At 67.8% G+C, this 18460-nt stretch carries 20 protein-coding genes and 5 pseudogenes; 16 read left to right on the forward strand and 9 right to left on the reverse strand.

What is annotated here, in order from left to right:
* Window positions 1-590 precede the first annotated feature (590 nt).
* Window positions 591-740: a hypothetical protein gene (locus U9983_RS19235; RefSeq protein ID WP_322755372.1), complete on the forward strand. Its 150-nt coding sequence runs from the start codon at window positions 591-593 to the stop codon at window positions 738-740.
* Between the two features lie 60 nt (window positions 741-800).
* Here U9983_RS19235 and U9983_RS19240 read toward each other — a convergent pair.
* From U9983_RS19240 to U9983_RS19250, 4 genes and pseudogenes are all read right to left on the reverse strand, one after another.
* A pseudogene (locus U9983_RS19240) lies at window positions 801-998 on the reverse strand (transposase); the annotation flags it as partial.
* 2 nt (window positions 999-1000) lie between these two features.
* Window positions 1001-1147 (reverse strand): hypothetical protein, encoded by a 147-nt coding sequence (locus tag U9983_RS19245; RefSeq protein ID WP_322755373.1) that lies wholly within the window; start codon window positions 1145-1147, stop codon window positions 1001-1003.
* A 241-nt stretch (window positions 1148-1388) separates the two neighbouring features.
* Window positions 1389-1470 (reverse strand): annotated as a pseudogene (locus U9983_RS27975) (ABC transporter ATP-binding protein); the annotation flags it as partial.
* 25 nt (window positions 1471-1495) lie between these two features.
* The gene (locus tag U9983_RS19250) at window positions 1496-2062 is read right to left on the reverse strand and encodes a TetR/AcrR family transcriptional regulator (RefSeq protein ID WP_322755374.1); all 567 of its coding nucleotides are present in this window, start codon (window positions 2060-2062) and stop codon (window positions 1496-1498) included.
* 174 nt (window positions 2063-2236) lie between these two features.
* Between U9983_RS19250 and U9983_RS19255 the strand changes: the two genes are divergently transcribed.
* The 5 genes and pseudogenes from U9983_RS19255 to U9983_RS27980 all read left to right on the forward strand — a co-directional run.
* Window positions 2237-2614 (forward strand): hypothetical protein, encoded by a 378-nt coding sequence (locus tag U9983_RS19255; protein ID WP_322755375.1) that lies wholly within the window; start codon window positions 2237-2239, stop codon window positions 2612-2614.
* Window positions 2611-2820: a ferredoxin gene (locus U9983_RS19260; protein WP_322755376.1), complete on the forward strand. Its 210-nt coding sequence runs from the start codon at window positions 2611-2613 to the stop codon at window positions 2818-2820. The genes U9983_RS19255 and U9983_RS19260 overlap by 4 nt, the downstream gene beginning before the upstream one ends.
* Window positions 2821-3010: 190 nt before the next feature.
* Window positions 3011-3877 carry an SDR family NAD(P)-dependent oxidoreductase gene (locus U9983_RS19265; RefSeq protein WP_322755377.1) on the forward strand — a complete coding sequence of 289 codons (867 nt, stop codon included), beginning with the start codon at window positions 3011-3013 and terminating at the stop codon, window positions 3875-3877.
* Window positions 3878-4027: 150 nt separating this feature from the next.
* Window positions 4028-5266: a cytochrome P450 gene (locus U9983_RS19270; RefSeq protein WP_322755378.1), complete on the forward strand. Its 1239-nt coding sequence runs from the start codon at window positions 4028-4030 to the stop codon at window positions 5264-5266.
* 226 nt (window positions 5267-5492) lie between these two features.
* A pseudogene (locus U9983_RS27980) lies at window positions 5493-6260 on the forward strand (amidohydrolase family protein); the annotation flags it as partial.
* A gap of 308 nt (window positions 6261-6568) precedes the next feature.
* Here U9983_RS27980 and U9983_RS19280 read toward each other — a convergent pair.
* From U9983_RS19280 to U9983_RS19290, 3 genes and pseudogenes are all read right to left on the reverse strand, one after another.
* Window positions 6569-7207 (reverse strand): hypothetical protein, encoded by a 639-nt coding sequence (locus U9983_RS19280; protein WP_322755380.1) that lies wholly within the window; start codon window positions 7205-7207, stop codon window positions 6569-6571.
* Window positions 7204-7569 (reverse strand): annotated as a pseudogene (locus U9983_RS19285) (SDR family NAD(P)-dependent oxidoreductase); the annotation flags it as partial. The gene U9983_RS19280 and the pseudogene U9983_RS19285, both read right to left, overlap by 4 nt.
* Window positions 7570-7605: 36 nt before the next feature.
* Window positions 7606-8481, reverse strand: coding sequence for a hypothetical protein (locus U9983_RS19290; RefSeq protein WP_322755381.1), 876 nt, complete (start codon window positions 8479-8481; stop codon window positions 7606-7608).
* A 391-nt stretch (window positions 8482-8872) separates the two neighbouring features.
* Between U9983_RS19290 and U9983_RS19295 the strand changes: the two genes are divergently transcribed.
* The 8 genes and pseudogenes from U9983_RS19295 (at window position 8873) to U9983_RS19325 (ending at window position 15758) form a co-directional block, all read left to right on the forward strand.
* A complete protein-coding gene (locus tag U9983_RS19295) occupies window positions 8873-9352 on the forward strand; it encodes a nuclear transport factor 2 family protein (RefSeq protein WP_322755382.1) in 480 nt (159 codons plus the stop codon).
* A 250-nt stretch (window positions 9353-9602) separates the two neighbouring features.
* Window positions 9603-9764 (forward strand): hypothetical protein, encoded by a 162-nt coding sequence (locus U9983_RS19300; RefSeq protein WP_322755383.1) that lies wholly within the window; start codon window positions 9603-9605, stop codon window positions 9762-9764.
* 360 nt (window positions 9765-10124) lie between these two features.
* Window positions 10125-10277 carry a hypothetical protein gene (locus tag U9983_RS19305; protein ID WP_322755384.1) on the forward strand — a complete coding sequence of 51 codons (153 nt, stop codon included), beginning with the start codon at window positions 10125-10127 and terminating at the stop codon, window positions 10275-10277.
* A 271-nt stretch (window positions 10278-10548) separates the two neighbouring features.
* Window positions 10549-11160 (forward strand): class I SAM-dependent methyltransferase, encoded by a 612-nt coding sequence (locus U9983_RS19310; protein ID WP_322755385.1) that lies wholly within the window; start codon window positions 10549-10551, stop codon window positions 11158-11160.
* A 106-nt stretch (window positions 11161-11266) separates the two neighbouring features.
* Window positions 11267-11935, forward strand: coding sequence for a hypothetical protein (locus U9983_RS19315; RefSeq protein ID WP_322755386.1), 669 nt, complete (start codon window positions 11267-11269; stop codon window positions 11933-11935).
* Window positions 11922-14036 (forward strand): DUF4062 domain-containing protein, encoded by a 2115-nt coding sequence (locus U9983_RS19320; RefSeq protein ID WP_322755387.1) that lies wholly within the window; start codon window positions 11922-11924, stop codon window positions 14034-14036. Before U9983_RS19315 ends, U9983_RS19320 begins: the two co-directional genes overlap by 14 nt.
* Window positions 14037-14048: 12 nt before the next feature.
* Window positions 14049-14480: pseudogene (locus U9983_RS27985) on the forward strand (WD40 repeat domain-containing protein); the annotation flags it as partial.
* A 3-nt stretch (window positions 14481-14483) separates the two neighbouring features.
* Window positions 14484-15758 carry a WD40 repeat domain-containing protein gene (locus U9983_RS19325; RefSeq protein ID WP_416211447.1) on the forward strand — a complete coding sequence of 425 codons (1275 nt, stop codon included), beginning with the start codon at window positions 14484-14486 and terminating at the stop codon, window positions 15756-15758.
* Window positions 15759-16295: 537 nt separating this feature from the next.
* Here the strand turns inward: U9983_RS19325 and U9983_RS19330 are convergent.
* A complete protein-coding gene (locus U9983_RS19330; protein ID WP_416211448.1) occupies window positions 16296-17084 on the reverse strand; it encodes an ArsR/SmtB family transcription factor in 789 nt (262 codons plus the stop codon).
* 253 nt (window positions 17085-17337) lie between these two features.
* A complete protein-coding gene (locus U9983_RS19335; RefSeq protein WP_322755390.1) occupies window positions 17338-17499 on the reverse strand; it encodes a hypothetical protein in 162 nt (53 codons plus the stop codon).
* Between the two features lie 137 nt (window positions 17500-17636).
* Here U9983_RS19335 and U9983_RS19340 point away from each other — a divergent pair, with 137 nt between their 5' ends.
* Both U9983_RS19340 and U9983_RS19345 read left to right on the forward strand, forming a co-directional pair.
* Window positions 17637-17912 (forward strand): hypothetical protein, encoded by a 276-nt coding sequence (locus U9983_RS19340; RefSeq protein WP_322755391.1) that lies wholly within the window; start codon window positions 17637-17639, stop codon window positions 17910-17912.
* Between the two features lie 192 nt (window positions 17913-18104).
* Window positions 18105-18440 (forward strand): hypothetical protein, encoded by a 336-nt coding sequence (locus tag U9983_RS19345; protein WP_322755392.1) that lies wholly within the window; start codon window positions 18105-18107, stop codon window positions 18438-18440.
* Window positions 18441-18460 lie beyond the last annotated feature (20 nt).

Consider the following 18460-nt stretch of genomic DNA (forward strand, 5'->3'; position numbering starts at 1 on the left):
CCAGCAGCAGCGACGGTGGGCGGCTGCGGCTGTGGGACATCCGGTGGACAGCCACGCTCAGCGGCCACATAACCAGCCGGGCCTGCGCCGCCGCCGGCGGCGGCCTTACCGCCGAAGAATGGCACAGCGCCGTTCCCGGGATTTCCTTTCAGCAGACCTGCGCAAACCCCTGAAATGCGGCGGGAGGATCTCGCTTCAGGCTGGCCCGCGTGCTGGTGACGCACAAGGGTCCCGCCGGACGTCGCCGGTAGAAACGGATACACCCCCCACGTCCCATGAACACTGCGGCTGTTTCGGCCGGCTGGCACGACCAGCGGCCGTGCCACAGTCTGCCCAGCCACGCGATACAGCAGACTCCGGACGAGCACGACAAGATCCACGAACCGTCAGGTAGCCGAAAAGTTGATCTCGCGCCTATCAGGCAGTGCCACGACACGTACTCATCACATTGAGAAGCCCCGATAGCTGAGCGTAACCGAAGTCAAGATTGACTTCCGATGGATCAAATCCTCGACACGCACTCATCTCGGCGGAAGCGTGTATTGGATCATGGTCTGCGGGTCGCGATCGTCCTCGCCCAGGGTGACCGAGTGTCCGCCCCAACAGGGCGGGGCAACTTCCGACCGCGTCTGTCACCGATCAGGAACCACCGGGTCGGGCGCTTGTCGGTGGGTCAGCTGGGCGTCGATGAGTTCGGCTTCGAGGTCGGCGAGACCCTTGTCGAGGGTCTGTCAATCTAACGGCTTAGACAAGATTTTCGTAGCTGAAGATCGGGTGAGGTAGTAGTGGGCCGCATGGTGTCAGTTGAGCAGGATGCGCCGGCGGAGCAGGGTGAACCCGGCGCGGCCGTACATCTGCCTCTTGATCAGTTTGACCGTGGTGATGACGCCTTCCGTGGGGCCGTTGCTGTAAGGCAGGGCCAGTCCGGCGACGACGGCGTCGTGGTCGGTGTCGAGCCCGTGGGTGAAGGCGTGCACGGCAGGCAGGTCCTCGGGCCTGCTCATGAGCCAGCCGGCCAGGCCCGGGTCCGCGCGGCGATCCGCACCACCGGTCCCTCATCGACGACCCGATCGATGAGCACCACAGCGAGCTGAGGAAAAACGACCTTCAGGAACTCGGCATCACACAGCACCAACGATACCCGCACGGCAACTGTCTGTCACCACCGGAATCTTGGCAGAGCCGTTATTTCTACAGGCCCGGCCCCGGCCGTCCCGCCGGCGGCACCAACCCACGACACGCGATCATCCAACCCGTCGGAAAGATCCAAAACCGGTCAACAGGCGCATCCCCTGAAGAACAAACAGGTTAAACAACAACCTCAGGTATCTGTTCTATAGAGTCCCCTATCCGGATAATTCGGGGCGGCCCAGTCCTTAGTAAACGCCAGACCAGCAGCGCGGGCAGTTCGACGTTCTCGACCGCGGTCAACTCGTCGATCAGGTGGAAAGCCTGGAAGACGAAGCCGACAATGATCGCGCGGGTGTAGTAGGCGCTACAGGGCGGAGGGGAGCGCCGCGTCGACGAGTCTGTCGATGAAGTCGCGGTCGGTTACCCCGCGCTGGATCGTCACGCGGAAGATCACTGGACCGAGTAGCTGGGCGAGCAGCTCGTCGTAGTCGCGTCGCGGCACTGTCTCTCCCTCGGTCTCGGCCTGTTCGAACGCGCTGTGCAGTACCGCCGAGGTGCGGCGCAGGAGGTCGTCCCGGAGATCGGCCACGGTCGGATTCTGGTCGGCGGCGCCGATGACGGTCGAAAGGAACTGCTGAACGACCGGCTGGGCCAGATCAGCCGCGAACCGGATCAGCTCGCGACCCAGCCAGGCCCGCAGGGGTCCCTCGCCGGAGTGGAACATCGGCTGTTCGACGACGGTCAGAGCCTCGGTGACCAGGTCGATCTGTCGTGGCCAGTGCCGGTAGATCGTCGCTCGGCCTACCTCGGCCCGTTGAGCTACGCGCTGGTGCGTCAACGCGGCAGGCCCCTCTTCCGCAAACAGCAACCGCATGGCCTCATGCACCGCGGCGCGGGTGCGGACGATGCGTGCGTCGTCGGCCGTGTCCACGCCTCGAAGACTATGAGACATCTTGACTCATAGGAACGCAGTGGGGCAATCTGTCTCACATGATCGGGTGCGACGCTGGCCACACTCGACCGCTCTACGCCCGGTGACGAGGAGGAGGTACCCGTGGCACCGGGCCGGCGATGGCCTGATATCGGATAATCCGGAAGGACGCTGATGGCGGACGGGCAAGGTAACGAGAAGATCATTTTAGCTGGTTTTCCCCTCGAGCGTGATCGTGACGCTGCCTGGCGTCTGATCCGCGCCCACGGCCGCACGGTGGAGCTTGACGGCGATCTTGCGCTGACGGACATCGAGACCATCGAGACCGCGTTGCGGCAGCCGACGGTGTTTTCGTCCAAGAAGGCGGTCGACGTCCTCGCGAGCCCGCTGCCGCTCGTGCCCCTCGCGTTCGACCCGCCGGAGCAGACCCGCTACCACCCGACTCCCGACTACGACCTCGCCACCGGTGCGTCGTCGCGGGTGACGTGGCCGCGAGGAACGCTCGGGTTGAATGCTCTCCCGCTGATCTTCCCGCCGGTAGGTCCGCGGTGAGGCCCGCGATTGACCGGGTCACGTGCGCCGGCCACGGCCTGTGTTACATGGTGGCTCCCGACCTTTTCACCGACGACGAGAACGGCTACGGGCGCGTGATCAGCGATGGAGAGCTGACCGACGACGTCATGCCCGCCGCCCGCCGCGCCGTCGGGTCGTGCCCTGAGCGGGCCATAGCGATCATCGGCGAGAACGCGCGTGGCTAGCTTCGGCTACCTCCTCGACGCCTGTCCGCTGCGCACCCAGCGCCTCATGCTGCGCGGGGCCCCGGCTCGTCGGCCCAGGTAGCGGCCCGGAGCCTGCGCCTCCTCCGCCTCGCGATGCATCCACCGGGCATCCACCGGGCATCCGACGTCCCCCGAACAACGTCCACCGACCACCACTGAGGAGTAAGAGATGCGGCTGCAGGACAAAGTGGTTCTGATCACCGGCGCCGGGGCGGGACTGGGACGGGAGAGCGCTTTACTGTTCGCCCGGGAAGGCGCCTCCCTCGTCGTCACCGACAAGATCACCAGGCGGGCCGAGGATGCCGCGGCGCTCATCGCGGAGCGCGGCGGCAAGGCCGTGGCCCGCACCCTCGACGTGCGCTCCGAGGCTGACGTCGAGGCCGGCGTGCGTGCCGCGGTCGAGGAGTTCGGCCGCCTCGATGTCATGTTCGCCAACGCGGGCATCCCGCCGAAGGGCTTCGGCCGGATCCCGCTGGAGGACGTCACGGCCGAGGGCTGGGACGACGTCCAGCATGTGCTGCTGCGCGGCGTGTTCTTCGCGATCAAGCACGCGACGCGGGTCATGAAGGGGCAGGGCGGCGGGACCATCGTCGTCACCTCGTCCGCCAGCTCGCTCGTCGCCTACCCCGGTTTCGGGTCGTACGGCGCCGCCAAGGGCGGGGTCAACAGCCTTGTCCGGCACGCATCCCTCGACCTTGGCAAATACGGCATCCGGGTGAACGCGTTGTGCCCGACCCACGGCATGTCCGTCAACTTCATGCTGCCGCCCGAAGCCGAGGTCCTGGGGCTGTCCTATGAGGAGGCGGCCGGACCGTGGGACCCCGCCGTGTCGCCGATCCCGCTCAAGCTCGACCGGCCACCCCGGCTCGCCGACAACGCCGCGGTCGCGCTGTTCCTGGCCTCCGACGACTCGGCGTACATGTCCGGCGTGTGCTTGCCGGCGGTCGACGGCGGATCGCTCTCCCGGGTGGCGATGTACTTCGACGACTCGTGGCAGGACGAGTTGCCGACCGGCGAGTTGCCGACCGGCGACTAGCCGGCCCGCCGCTCGGGCCGGTCCGGCCAGTCTGATGCACGCGATCGTCCGGCCGCCGTGGGTACCGCTCTGCGCCCCGTGGGGCCCTCGCCGTCCGCGGTGATGCTCAGATGATCGCTCCCACCCCGCACCCCACCTGGAGGAGTCCCGATGCGTGATGACGTCGTTGAGATCCTTTACAGCGAGATGGAGCCGGCGTTAAGGGCGATGATCGCCTATGAGTCGAATGGTGCGTTCGACGTGCGGGCCGCCCAGTCGATCATCGATCGGCTCCGCCGGGAGTCGCCGGTCGTGCGCTGGGACATGGGCGTCGGCTTCTTCCTGATGGACGACGTCGTGGCCGCGGGCCGTCATCCCGCGCTGGTGTCGAGCCACCCGGATACCTGGCTTCCGTTGGGGATGGGTTCGCGCGGGCCGCTGCCTCCGTTGCACGTGGACGGTGAGGAGCACCGCCGTTACCGTCGGCTGCTCGATCCGTTGCTGGCGCCGAAGAAGGTCGCGCCGATGGAGTCGGAGATCCGCAAGCTCGCCGACGAGCTCATCGAGGGGTTCGTGGCCGACGGCCGGGTGGAGCTGCATGACGCTTTCTGCGGGCCGCTGCCGTCCACGATCTTCCTGACGCTGTTCGGGATGCCGCTGGCGGACATGGATTTCCTCGTCGCGATGAAGGATCGCATCCTCAAGAACGAGGGAACGACCATGGAGGAGAAGGACGCGATCGGCGTCGAGGCCGGCGACCGGATGCGGGAGCGGCTCCGGCAACGGCTGGACGAGCGCCGCCGGGAAGGCGCCCCCCGGGACGACCTGATCGGTGAGTTCATGAGGTTCGAGCTCGACGGCGAGCGGCTGTCCGACGACGAGATCGTCAACATCATGCACCTGTTCACGATCGCCGGGCTCGACACCGTGACGTCGTCGCTGTCGTGCCTCTTCGCGTGGTTCGCGGCCCATCCGGACGAGCGGCGCCGCGTCGTTGCCGACCCGTCAATGCTGCCGGCCGCGATCGAGGAGCTGATGCGTTTCGAGAGTCCCGTGCCGGCCAGCGGGGTCCGCTGGGCCACCGAGGACACCGAGATCAACGGCGTCCCGGTCCGCCGGGGCGAGATGGTCTTCCTGTGCTGGGCCAGCGCCAACGTCGATCCCGCCACCTTCGAGTCGCCCCTCGAAGTCCGGCTTGACCGTCCCGCCAACCGGCACATCGCCTTCGCCTCCGGCGTGCACCGCTGCCTCGGCTCGCACCTGGCCCGCCTCGAGCTGCGCACCGCCGTCGACCAGTTCCACCGCCGGATCCCCGACTACTGGATCACCCCCGGCGAGGAGCCACGCTACGAGCTCGCCGGCGTACGCCAAGCCAGGTACCTGCCGGTGACCTTCACCGCCGCCCGCTGACCCACCGACCGCAGTTCACCGCCCTTCAGGTCGCACTGAAAGGCTGTGAACTGCGACCCCACTCACAGAAAAGTTCCCGCCTGCTCGTGGTCGAGGTCGGCTCCCGGTACGTGCACATCCTGAAGGGATGCACGACAACGTTGCACCGGCACCTAGATCTGACGTGTACGCCGGACCCTCGGGCGCCCTGCGCCAGCTACTGCTGCCTGTGTGGCATCGCGCCCGCGACCCGACAGTTCCGCCCGGAACGCTGAAGGAGATGCTCAAGCAGATGGCTTCGGGCAATCCTGAGGGCGCCTACACCTTCGAGCCGATGCGGCCGGAGTACCAGGACCGCGAGGCTCGCCGCGCGAAGATGGCGGAGCAGAACGTCCAAGGCGCGGTGATGTTCTCCGGTGGCTGGTCGCTGTTCGCCGAGGAGTACCTTGACGACACCGACGCCCTCTACGCCAAGCTCGTACTCATGCCTGTCGGGCCCGCGGGCGGCCGGTCCCCGGGAGACCCGTACTTCGACCCGATCTACTCCCGCATCCACGAGGCGGGCGCCTCGATCGCCTTTCACATCACCGAACACTGGTTCAACAGCCACATCGCGCCCGCCTGGGGCCATCACCCGGCGCCCATGCACTTCCGGATGGCCGCCTGGCAGTGGATGAACACGTACGGGATGTACCCGATCGTGTCCACCATCAGCGCACTGATCTTCGACAACCTGTTCGGTCGGTTTCCCCACTTGCAGTGCCTGATCGCCGAGTTCGGCGCGGCCTGGGTGCCACTCACGCTGTCACAGATGGACAAGAGCCGTGGGATGGGACGGAACGGCCCGTGGATCGGCGGCACCCTTCCAGAGCGCCCGAGCGAGGTGTTCCGCCAGCACGTCAAGGTCGTGCCCTACCCGGAGGACGACACCGTCGCGCTCGTCCACCAGATCGGTCACGCCGACTGCTTCGTCATGGGATCGGACTTCCCCCACGCAGAGGGACTCGCCGAACCCCGCGTCGAGCAGGATGCCGGTGGTGAGGTCGGCGAGCCTGCTGCCGTGGCGGGTCCTGGTGATGTCGACGAGGTAGTCGGCGACTCCCGGACGTTCGCCCACCGCGGCGGACAGCCGCCGGTGCACGCCCGTCGACCACTCGGCGCGCCCGCCGGCGGGTCTTCGTCGACCGCGCGACAAACGCCGGACCGCCTGCGACGCGGGGGAGTGGGAGGGGTGCTGTGCCACCCGCTCGGCCAACAACTGGTCGTTCGCGAGAAGGACCGCCGCTTGCACGACCTACCCGCCGGCGAGCAGCTCCGCCATTTCTACCTGTCGGACTTGTTCAGGTCGATGGTGCGCTGGATCTCGTCCAGCAGGATCCGGGAGCCGTCTTCGAAGGTGCCCTCGTGCTGCAGGTCGGTCAGGTAGGCGTCGATCTTCGGGTCGCGGACGTGGGATGGTCCGCGGGCCGGGCGGGTCCGCCGCGCTTCGTCGACGGTGAGTCGGCCCAGCGTGAGTAGCTGGTACGAGGCGTACATCCGGCGTGCCTGCTCGGGCGTGAGTCCGGCGTGCTCGAGCACGTCAAGTTGCGCGGCGACGAGGCGGCGGGCCTTGGGTAGGAAGCCGCCGTGCAGCAGGACGGCCGCCACCCCCGGGTAGCGCGCTGCCACGCGCCGGTACTCCGTCATGGTCTCCGTGATCAGGGCTCGCCAGTCGCGCTGCGGATTCCGCTGTGGATCCGGCAGCGCGACCTGTCCGACGACCTCGTCGGCGACCAGCTTGATGAGCAGGTCCTTGGTGTCGATCCAGCGGTACAGGGCCATGGGGGTCACGCCGAGCCGGTCGGCGACCACGCGCATGCTGACCGCCTCGAGGCCGAGCTCCCGGGTGACGTCGAGCGCGGCGCGCACGACGAGGTTCTTGTCGAGCGGCTGCGCCGCGCGCGCCTGCTTGGCCGTGGTCACGCGGTCACGCTTACCCGGTATACCGGGTCGTCCGTCGACCTCCGGGCGAGGTTGACGAAGACCGCGCCGCGGGCGGTGTCGGGTTCCCACGGGGTCACCCACTCGACGACCGTGACCCGGTCGCCGATCCGCCACTTCGATCCCCCGGCGTTGTTGATGAGGACGTCGACCCGGCCGTGGGCGGCTACGGCCGCGTCGACGAATGCGTGGCAGTCAGATCGCACCGTCACGTCGGCGGGCACGAACGTGAGGTTCAGGCCCGCGGCGCGGGCCTGCTTCTCGACGGCGCGGCCTTTGTCCGCGCGCCGTCCGCAGCCGACGACGTGCGCGCCACGTTCGGCGAATACCTCGGCGAGGGTGCGGCCATCCCCGACGTCATGCCCGTAACGAGGACACCCTTATCTGTGATGCCAGTGGCGCCGACCGTCGTCACGGCAGTCCATGACCCGCATGCGTAGGAGCATCGCCGCGAACAGGCGCCCGCCGTTGCCGTCGTCGTGCAGCTCGACGCGGACGGCGACGGCACGGCCGGCGACGCCGATGAAGACGGGGCTCGCGACGAAGGGCCCGACCCGACCGGGGCGCACGATCGTCAGACCGAGGTGCTCGACCGCGAGGGCGTCGGTGCCCAGGTACTCCGTGGCCGCCTGCAGGGCCGCGGCCTCGCCGACGACGAGCATCGGGCCGTGGTGCAGACGGTCGGTACCGATCTTGGGCGTGAGGCCGGGGATCTCGAGGCGGCCGTCGTCGCGGCGCCGGCCTGTGTACGCCTCGTGGAGCGGCGGGACGACCTCGAGTCCCTCGATGCCGGTGCCGGGCTCGGGGTAGGTGAAGCCCGCGGGCGTCGGAGCGATCACCGACCAGTTCGCGGTGCCGAACCCGATGGCGCGCTCCGGGTTGGCGCCGTCGTGTATCCGTACTTCAGTGAAGATCTGCGACCGGGTCTCGCACGTCACGTGCCCGACGAGGTGGACCTCGTCGACGTCGGACGACGGGTCGATGACCTCCAGATCGACCTGGGTGAGCGCCAGGATGTTGATCGGGTCGACGTTGATGCCGGCGACATCGAGCATCGCGATGGCGAGCGGTGCCGCGAGCACGCCCCCTGGAGTGCGCAGGTCGGGACGAAGTGCGATCCAGCCCTCGGCGTGGTCCCGGTCGATCACCTTCGGCCGGGAAGCGAGGTACCGGTAGCTCATGAGTACCCCACGGGTGCCGGCCCACTCGCCGTAGGGATCGGCGAGCTCGCGCCGGACGGTGCTGCTCTCGGTCACGGTTCTCCTTCCGCTGCAGCGGTGACGGCTGTTTCCTTGCCCTCTCTGCCCGATGGAATCTACAGTGTATATGTCGGCGTGGGCGCGAGGGAACAAACGACGTGGAGCGGACATATCTTTCGACTGCGATCAGCACCTGTACGAGACGCGGGACTCCTTTACCCGTCACCTGCCGGAGCAGTTCCAGGGCCAAGCCGTGTCGCCCGTCAAGGTCGCCGACGGGCGTGAGGTGATTCTCCTCGCGGGCGAGGAGGATCATGGTTGCGCTCGAGCCGGCTCGATGCGGCAGGCCGGCAACTCCCGCAGCTCTCGTGATATGCGAGATAGACCATGATTGGGAATCTGTGATCCGGAGTATCGTCAAGTTACGAGAGATAGGCCGACGGCAGATATGATTCTCAAGCGGCCGTCACCGGCGCAAGCAGCAGACATCGTCGTGATCCAGCAACTCGCGGTCTCCTACGCCGAGGCGGTCAGTCGCGGCGAGGTTGGCGAAGCGGTGCTGGCATACGCACCGGACGGTGTGCTGGAGACACCCACCACGGCTCCCGCGGTCGGACGCGACGCGATCGAGAAGACCATCTCGGCGGCGGTGGCGAGCCTCGAATTCGTCTTTCAAACGGTGCATCTCGGCCTGGTGAACGTCCACGACGAGGGTCACGCCTCGGCCCGGTTCCAGATTACCGAGTGGGCCCGCCGCCGCGTGGACGGCGCCGGCATGCTGTTCCTCGGCTACTACGACGACGACGTCGTACTGCTTCCCGAAGGGTGGCGGTTCAGCCGCCGCCGCCTTCTACCACGCACCCTCGGCCGACCGCCCTTCCTCACTGGCGCCGTACATGACCTCGCGGCGCTGCGAACAGAGCTGTAGAACTATCGGCTGCGTGGACGTGGGCATGTACAGCGAAGTGGGCGTCTGCTGCGACCACGCAGGGCCGTCGGCCGCGTCGCCGCGCTGCGGACAGAGCCCCTGCTCGCCGTAGGACGGTGGCGGGAGCGGACCTGACGGACTCTGTTGGGTGACGGTCCAATTGCCAGACAGTTATGTCTGGCCAGGTCTACCGTGGAGCTGGGAAGAGCACTCTTCGACGCGAGAACCAGTCCGGGAGGTGGTGTCGGAAATGACAGGTATGCCATCCGGTGGGCCGCCCCCGGGCTCGCGGTACGTCGACGTGCGTCCCTACGTGATCGTGGACTCCCTGGACCAGTTCCATGGTCCGACCGCGGGTGTGGTGGTTCTGGACCGGTGGTTGGACTGGTCGGGTTCGGCTCGGTACGACTGACCTGGCGATGACACCTCATTGATGCTTTCAGTGCCTGCCCGCTCACTGGCTCGGCATACTGCGTGTGAGCTTTCCGGTGGTGGATCACGGTTCCATCCACCGTCGAGCCGGCGCGGGATTGCTGCGCTGCAGGCTCGACGAGGGGCAGCTCGCGCCGCAGTCTAGACAATGCCAATGCGATGTCATCGTCGGACGTCACGGAGCTACAGGTATATGTAGTGTTGCCTTGGTGATGTTGGAGCCGCGCTGGGTGCGCCCTCGAGCTGGCCAGAGATCCCAACACCCGTCGATGCCTTGGCCACCGGCCCTTGTCAGCGGGGCCAAGACCGAGGATGTCGTACTGGGGCGATGATCGCGATCATGACCGGCGCGCTGGATCCCGCTGCTGGGACAGCGTCAGACCGTTCTGAGGACGCGTTGACCGACGCGGTGTGCGGCGCGATCCGCCACCTGCCCTATCGGCGGGTGCTCGGGGCGGTGCTCGCCGCCGCCTCGATGTCACCGATCGTTTGAAACCAGTCGCTCATAACTCCCTCTCGGTACGTGGAGTGCGGCTGTGTCGACGATGCCATGATCCAGCTCGGCCCTGGTCGCGGGTTGCGGGACGCGCTCTTCCGATGATCGCTCTGCTGGTCACCGCGCTGCCTCGGCGGGGAACTACTCTCATCGGCCATGACTAGAGCCGTCCTATCTGCACACCACCCGGACGGCCTACGACGCCGTCGCCGTCGCGTACGCCGAGCGTTTCAGCACGGCCCTCGAGTCCAAGCCGCTGGACCGGGCGATGCTTGCCGCATTCGCCGAGCTCGTGCACGCCGCCGGTGCCGGTCCGGTGGCCGATTTCGGCTGCGGCCCCGGCTACGCAACGGCACACCTGCGCTTTCTCGGGTTGACCGCCTTCGGCCTCGACCTGTCCCCAACGATGATCGCGCTGGCCCGGCAGGCCCACCCAGGCCTGCGGTTCGACGAGGGTTCGATGACCGCGCTGGACCTGCCGGATGGCGCTCTCAGCGGCATCCTCGCCCGATATTCCATCATCCACACCCCGCCCGAGCAGCTGCCGATAACGTTCGCCGAGTTCCACCGGGTGCTGGCTCCCGCTGGACATCTGTTGCTCGCCTTCCAGGCCGGCGACGAGCCTGGGCACCCGGCCCAGGCGTTCGACCACAAGGTGTCGCTCGCCTACCGGTGGTCACCCGACCGCGTCGCCGACCTGCTGCGCCAGGCCGGCCTCGGTGAGGTCGCCCGGCTGCTGCGGGAACCCGACGAGGACGAGAGGTTTCAACAGGCCCACATCCTGGCCCGCAAACTGGGGACGCCGTCCCGCTGGCTGCCCCATTCCGCGGCGCCACGTCGGCGGCTTCAAGACCATGCCGGCCACTGGCGCGGAGGATGAGGGGGAGCCAGCGGGACGGCGTCCGAGGCCGCGGGAAGCCACTGCGGGCCGGTACGGTGCCGGCCACGGTGCACACGAGGTCGTCTTCGGCCCGCGACGCCATCACGTGAAGCACTGCGTAGAGCCGTCCGGAGTAAACGCCACCACGTCGGATGGCAGGAAGGCTGCGAGCACCTGCGGCGAGTGCGTCATCACTGCGCAGCTCGCCGAGCGCCTTCGCTTCGTCCAGCCCCGTCTGGTAGTCGGCCAAGGCGGTGCGCGGTATCTCCGCGTCGCCGGCGAGGTCGACCTCACTGAGCAGCGTCCGCGCAGCGCCGGCCCGTCCGGTGCCCAGCTCGTGGTCGGCGGAGCGGCCAGCGGACAGATACGTCCAACCGAACGCACCGAAGGCCTGATCGTCGTCTTCGACGGCGGCCGGCTGACCTCAGCCGACGCCGCGGGTATCCAGCTGCCCGCCGAGGAACTGGCGGACTGGACATTCGCGGCGATCGACCAGCTGCCGGCGCTGATGGCGCCGTTGTTCGCCCGGCGCGTGGCTGCATGTCTGGCGGCTCGGGCGGTCGGTCGGTCGGACCGTCTACCTGGAGGACGGCACACCGCTGGGCTGACGGCGCAGCAGCGCGCGGCACAAGGAGTTAGGGATGGCTCGCACGAGCGCCCCCACGGCTGTGATCACTTCGACCTTTCGAGGAAAGTTGATCACGATGTGTGGCGTCCGCTTTCACGGCCTATTGATCACAGGGTCGGGCGTCAACCCAGTCATGCGGAAAGCTGAGCTTCTTTGGGCCGAGCCTTCTAGACTCGCGGTTGTGCGGGTCGGGTTGTCTGTGTTCGTGAGTCGGACCTCTGATATGGCCGGTTTTCCACCGGGCCGCTCGTTCGCTCAGGCAGCCTGTGATGCGACCCTCAAGGCTGGTGGCAGGCCTGTTGACATGATGTATTTCGCGGCGCGTGAAGGGAAACCGTCCGACTACTGCCGGCGCCGTGTGAGCGACTGTGACGTGTATGTCGGGGTGATCGGTTTCCGCTACGGCTCGCTCGTTCTGGGGGAGCCGAAACCGATCTCCTATACGGAGTTGGAGTTCGAGGAGGCCGCGCGCGCCGGCAAACCCCGGCTCCTCTTTTTGCTGGACGAGAACGCGCCGATCCCGCGTGCTCTGGTCGACGTCGACGGCCGGCCGATCGAGCAGTTCCGGACCCGGACAAGATCCAGTGGCATCGTCTCAACCTTTTCTACCCCTGACGGTTTGGAAGCCGCGGTCCTGCACGCGCTAAACGAGCTGGAGGCCGATACGCCGCTCGACCTTGACCCGGTTGGACGGTCAACGGCGGCGCTGGCTGGGCCGCGTCGGCCGTGGATGGTTCCGGCCGTGGGTCTTGTCGTCGACCGTCCGGAACTGGTCAACGCGCTGGTAGATCGGCTGCTGTCCGACGGCGGAGACTGGGTGGGGGTCACGACCGGGGTAGAGGGCGCCGGCGGCTTCGGCAAGACCACGCTGACCGCGATGGCGTGTTCACGCGACGAGGTACGGCGGCGGTATCCCGGCGGGCTGGTGTGGGTCACGGCTGGCGAGAAGGCTGCTGGGGCCGAGCTGGCCGGTCTGGTCAACGACGCCTGCGAGGTGCTGACTGGTACGCGACCGTCGACATCGGATCCGCTGGTGGCGGGTGCCCGCCTCGCCGAGGCGCTGGACACAAGGCCGAGTACCCTGCTGGTCCTCGACGACGTGTGGTCGGCCAGCCAGTTGACCCCGTTTCTGATCGGCGGATCCAGCTGCCGACGCCTGGTCACGACGAGGAACAGGGGATTACTCCCGCGCGGCGCCAGCTCCGTCGTCGTGGACGCCATGACCCAAGAGCAGGCGACTCTGACGCTGCAACTTGGGTTGAACAGTCTTGCCCCGACTGTGCTTGGTCGACTGACAGCGCTGACCGGCCGCTGGCCGGTCCTGCTCGGCCTCGTCAACGCCGCGATCGGCGACCGGATCGTCGATGGAGCGAGTCCGGACCAAGCCGCCGGCTGGGTCGCGGAGCGGCTGGCTGCCGACGGCCCGACCGCCCTTGACGTCACGGATGAACAGACCCGCCACCGCGCAGTGGCCGCCACGCTCGCCGTCAGCCTCGACCGGCTCACCCCCGGCGAGCGAGAGCTCTACCAGCTGCTCGCCGTCTTCCCCGAGGACACCGACATCCCCACGGACGTGCTGACGCTGCTGTGGCAGTCGACCGGCCACCTGAAATCCGGCGATGCCGAGGCCGCCCGCGAACGGCTGGTCCGACTCCGGCTGGTGATCGGTAGCTGGGTCGGGGACCGGCCCGCGATCCGTCAGCACGACGTGATCCGCGACTACCTCCGCCGGCAGCTCAACCCAGCCGAACTCGCAGCGGCGCACCGGCAGCTCCTCACCGCTGCCCGCACATTGATCTCCGGCCGATCCGAGTCGGCGCCGGACGCATGGTGGGACCTGCCCCCAACCGCCGACTACTTCTGGCGGCATCTTCCCTGGCACCTGCACGAGGCCGACAACTACGACGATCTCGTACGCCTCCTCCAGGACCTGCGCTGGCTCGCGGCTAAGGCCCAGGTTCTGGGAACGGTCGTGCCCGTCGAGGCCGACCTGGCCCTCGCCGACACACCCGTGATTGGGGCGCTGCGCCGAGCAGTAGCCCAGAACGCTCACCTGCTGACGCCGCTGGAACCAGGAAACGGACTCGGGTCCACCCTCGCGAGCCGGCTGGGTCCAGTGGGTGTTCTTGAACCTGCCGTCACGTCGTTCGTGGCCGCCCTGCGCCGTCCCTACCTGGCAAGCCGGCGACGTCTCCCCGACCTTCCTGCAGCCTCGACCCGACGCGTCCTTAGCGGCCACAACTGCTGAGTCGATGCCTGCGCGGTGTCACCCTCCGGCACCCTCATCGCATCGGCCGGGCAAAGCGGCGCGGTGCGGGTCTGGCGCGTCGACACCGGGGAGCTGTCGGCTGTTCTGAATGGCCATGACGGACCGACACGCGACTGCGCGTTCACGCCTGACGGCAAAATGATCATCACCGTCGGCAACGACGGAACGGCACGGCTATGGGACACAGACTCCGGCCAGCAAAGGCGGACGCTGCTACGCCACAGCGCGGGCCTCACCGGCTGTGCCGTGACCCCGGATGGCACCGCCCTCGTCGCCACCAGCGTTGACGGCACCGCTGTCGTCGCCGAACTGCCCACCGGAGACGTACGCGCTCGCCTGGCCGGACACTCGGCCAACGCCACCGCCTGCGCCATCTCACCGGGCGGCCACACCATCGCGACCACCGGCGACGACGGCACAGTCCGCCTGTGGGACGCCGCCACGGGAACGCTCCGCCACACGCAACGGCATCCGCACCCCCTTACCGACTGCGCGTTCTCGCCAGATGGGCAGCTACTGGCAACCACGTCCGACGATGGCACGGGCATTCTCTGGGCACTCCCTGCCCTTCGCGAACATGCCCGCCTGACGGGACACACGAAATCGGCACGAGCGTGCGCCTTCTCTCCCGACGGCCATCTCGTCGCGACCTCGAGCTACGACCAGACCATCCGCACCTGGAACCCGACGAACGGAAAGCTCCTCGCGACGCTCATCGGCCATCCCGGCTGGGCCCGCGACTGCGTCTTCACCCCGGACGGAACACACATCATCTCCGCGGGGAGCGAACAGGTCCGGATCTGGGAGCTGGACAGCAACCACCAGCCACCCGAAACCGAGGGGCACCGTGGCTGGGTCCGCGGCTGCGCCGTATCCCCTGACTTCACCTATCTCGCAACCGGCGGCGACGACAACGTCGTCCGGCTCTGGGATACCGCGACCACCAAGGTCATCAAGACCCTCTACGCCCACACCGGATGGGTTTATACCTGCTGTTTCTCACCCGATGGGAGCATCCTCGCCACCGCTGGCGATGACACGGTCATTCGACTTTGGACGCTGCCCTCAGGAGACCCCGGGCGCGAGCTACACGGCCATCACGGCCCAGTCCTATGCTGCGCCTTCTCCCCGAACGGAAACTGGATAGCCTCGTCCAGTGACGACATGACCGCGCGGATCTGGGACTCCCGAACCGGCACAACTCACCTTGTCCTCTCAGGACCACCGGCAGTCGCACATTCCTGCGCCTTCTCGCCCGACGGCATGATCCTGGCTACCGGAGGCACCGACGGCATCACCCGATTGTGGGACCTGGTAGCGGGCGAAATAGTTGCCACACTGGTCGGCCACGAAGACTGGGTCAACGTCGTTACCTTTACCCGGGACGGGAGATACCTCATCACCGGAAGCGGTGACCATACGGCCCGCATCTGGGACACCCGAACCGGCAACCGGGTCCGCACGCTCACCGGCCATACTCAGTGGATCCGCGGCTGCGCAATATCACCCGACGACCGCTGGCTCGCCACGACAAGCCGAGACCGGACAGTACGAATCTGGGACCTCGACACTGGACGATGCCTAACAGCGCTTCGAGCCGAAGCCCGCCTCACCACCTGCTGCTGGACCAGCACAAACAGCATCGCCATCGCGGGCGACGCAGGCATCTACCACCTCGACCTCGTCACCGGTCCAGGCTGATTCCGTTCGCGAATCCGAGGGAGATCGAAGCCGACACAATGAGACGAGCCACGGCGTGACTCGCCCGGCGGGGTGCGAAGTGGTCAGGCCGCAGATCGAGGCCTGTCTCTACTCGGACCTGGACCTGCTGCCCGTCGATGCCGATGACCTCGGCGCCCTCCTCGCGGAAAAGCCGACCGGACCGGTCACCGTGGCGCTGAACTGGGTCAGGCTCTCTGCCGATCCCGCGCGGCGCCGTCCTTTGAGTCGTTCTAGCAGGCGCTGCGGTAGGGGATACCTGGTGCGTAGGGGTTCCAGGTTGCGGGTCGACGTGCGCCGACGCGTTGGCAGGGGGCGTGACGGGAGTGAGGGGCTGTCTCCGGACCGACCTCACGCTGCCCGACGATCTGAGCCTGCGCCCCATGAGTGACCGCTAGATCGGCCGGGCCATCCAGGTCCTCGCCGTGCCCGCTGAGTTCAGCGGCAGCCCCACCGGCGTGCAAGTCTCCCGCTTTAGGGCGGTTAGGGCGGTCAGGGCGGTCAGGGCGGTCAGGGCGGTCAGGCGGGCAGCGGGTCGCCGGTCTCCAGTAGTGTCTTCAGGCTGGCGATGACGTTGGGCCAGCCGACGCTGACCATCTCCGCGATGGTGCTGCCGGGAGCGAACCCGTCGTGCACCACGGTCAGCTTGACCACGCTGTCGCCGGCCGGCTCGATGTCGAAGGTGACGGTGGACCGGGGCTCGGCCGCGATGGTGGCGAGGAACCCGGCGTCCCAGCCGAACCGCTCGGCCAGCTCCGGGGTGAAGCTGTGCCAGGTGTAGGCCAGGTGGCGGAACGGGTCGGACTCGACCACCACCTGCTCCGGGTCGGTCAGCACGACGCCGTGGTTGTCCCAGGTCATCGGGGAGCCGGTGGTCCACTCGGTGGTGAAGGTCGTGTCCCAGTAGCGCTTGGTGAAGGCGGGCTCGGTTAGTGCCTGCCACAGTCGCTCGGGCGTGGTGCTGATGTAGGTGACGTACACGAAGCGGGGCTTGTCCATCGAGGTTTCCTCCAGGGCGGTCTTGAGGTCCGCGAGGACGCGGACCCGGTGACGGTCGTACTGGCTGATCCACCGGTCGGCGATCGCGTTGACCGGCGCGGCGTTGAGGTAGTGCAGCTTCTCCCGGCCGTGGCGCACGGTGACGACCAGTCCGGCCTCCTCCAGCACCGTCAGGTGCTTGCTGACCGACTGGCGGGCCATGTCGAGTCCGGCGCACAGTTCGCGCAGGGTCTGCCCGGACCGCTCGTTCAGGCTGTCGAGGAGCCGCCGGCGGCTCGGGTCGGCCAGTGCCCGGAACACCTCGTCCATCACCGTCACGTCCATCATTCGGTCGCACTGCCAGAGATATGCAGCCTTTCGGCTGCCTATCATAATAGGCAGCCTGACGGCTGCATGTCAAGGGCGGCCCGCGAGGGGCTCGCGCGATACATCGCCGAGCTTGACCTGGACTCGACCTGCACCAGCTACCTGTGGGACGGCGCACCCGGCGCCTGGGACGGCATCGACGCCTGGAATCTCGAAGCCGGCCCCGATGCCACCGTCGTCGCCTTCCCCACGCTCATCAGCGGGCTGCAACCCCAACGATGGCCCGGTCGTCTCCGGCGGCGGCGAGCACAACGCGCCCGTCGGCGAACGGCGCCACGGCCGGCGCGGGCACGAGCAGGTGTGCCCGGTGAGGGGTGCGCCGGCCGGGCTGGCCGCTGGCCGGGTCCCACAATCGCATCGTCTCGTCGTGTCCGGCGGAGCGGAATCGGTGCTTGGTCGTGCCCGGGGGCGGCTTCCGCGAAGTACCCTGAAGGTACTAGAGGCACTGGAGGCACCGATGGCCTGGTGTCTGGGGGGAAGGGAACGGACGCGGCGATGATGGAGCAGGCACCCCGGCAGGTTGCGGTCAAGGTGTCCCCGGAAGGCGACAAGCTGATCACCAGTGGCGCGCACTACCTGCACATGAGCAAGAAGGATCTCGTCGAGGCGGCGGTCGCGTTTTACCTGGACGCGCGCCGCGAGGAGATGCAGTCCGGGATGCGGGAGTTGCTGAGCGAGCTCGACGGCAGCCGCGCGTCGCGGATAGCGATGCTCGCAGGGATGACCCGCGCCGAACTCGACGCGGTCGGCGGCGTCGAAGAGGACGACTGACGGTGCCCGGACGGGCTCGCCCCACGCTGCGTTGCCTGCGAGAGGATCTCGCGCTGGCGGTCCCGCGCGCGGGCAACTGCCGGGCGGGCACGCTACAACGCCGGGCACTCGCCTGCTCTCACCACCGCGACCTACACCGGTGACCTGCTGCCCGGTCAGGAGGACGAGCTGAGGTGGAGGGCCGAGTCGGCGGTGCGTGCCGAGCGCGCGCTCAGGGCGGCGGTGCGCCGGCTGGTACGCGAGGCGCTGCTCGATGGCCAGGAGCACGCCGTCATGCTGGACGGCGCGGCGCTGGGCATCCAGGTCCTCGCTGACCAAGGTCACGAGACCTATGTCGCGATTCGCATCATCGGCTCGGTCCCGCGACGGCTCGTGGCGACGATCCTCAGCCTCGTACCCGGATGCCAGGCCGACGCATGGATGTCGGACTACGCAATGCCGCAGCGGGCAGTGGCCCCCGAAGAGCAGATCTGGTCGAACATCATGGACCCAGCCGAGGCCGCGAAATTTCTCGACCAGCAACCATGAGCCTGTCATCCTTCCTGAAC

This window comes from Protofrankia sp. Cas3 (assembly GCF_963555955.1).
Lineage (GTDB): Bacteria > Actinomycetota > Actinomycetes > Frankiales > Frankiaceae > Protofrankia.

Excerpts from the sequence above, each read along its gene's own strand:
- U9983_RS19305 (WP_322755384.1), top strand. The coding sequence starts at position 10,125 with ATGACCGGCGCGCTGGATCCCGCTGCTGGGACAGCGTCAGACCGTTCT.
- U9983_RS19335 (WP_322755390.1), bottom strand. The coding sequence starts at position 17,499 with ATGCGATTGTGGGACCCGGCCAGCGGCCAGCCCGGCCGGCGCACCCCT.
- U9983_RS19265 (WP_322755377.1), top strand. The coding sequence starts at position 3,011 with ATGCGGCTGCAGGACAAAGTGGTTCTGATCACCGGCGCCGGGGCGGGA.
- U9983_RS19300 (WP_322755383.1), top strand. The coding sequence starts at position 9,603 with ATGACAGGTATGCCATCCGGTGGGCCGCCCCCGGGCTCGCGGTACGTC.
- U9983_RS19310 (WP_322755385.1), top strand. The coding sequence starts at position 10,549 with ATGCTTGCCGCATTCGCCGAGCTCGTGCACGCCGCCGGTGCCGGTCCG.
- U9983_RS19295 (WP_322755382.1), top strand. The coding sequence starts at position 8,873 with ATGATTCTCAAGCGGCCGTCACCGGCGCAAGCAGCAGACATCGTCGTG.
- U9983_RS19320 (WP_322755387.1), top strand. The coding sequence starts at position 11,922 with ATGCGGAAAGCTGAGCTTCTTTGGGCCGAGCCTTCTAGACTCGCGGTT.
- U9983_RS19330 (WP_416211448.1), bottom strand. The coding sequence starts at position 17,084 with ATGGACGAGGTGTTCCGGGCACTGGCCGACCCGAGCCGCCGGCGGCTC.
- U9983_RS19270 (WP_322755378.1), top strand. The coding sequence starts at position 4,028 with ATGCGTGATGACGTCGTTGAGATCCTTTACAGCGAGATGGAGCCGGCG.
- U9983_RS19340 (WP_322755391.1), top strand. The coding sequence starts at position 17,637 with ATGATGGAGCAGGCACCCCGGCAGGTTGCGGTCAAGGTGTCCCCGGAA.
- U9983_RS19255 (WP_322755375.1), top strand. The coding sequence starts at position 2,237 with ATGGCGGACGGGCAAGGTAACGAGAAGATCATTTTAGCTGGTTTTCCC.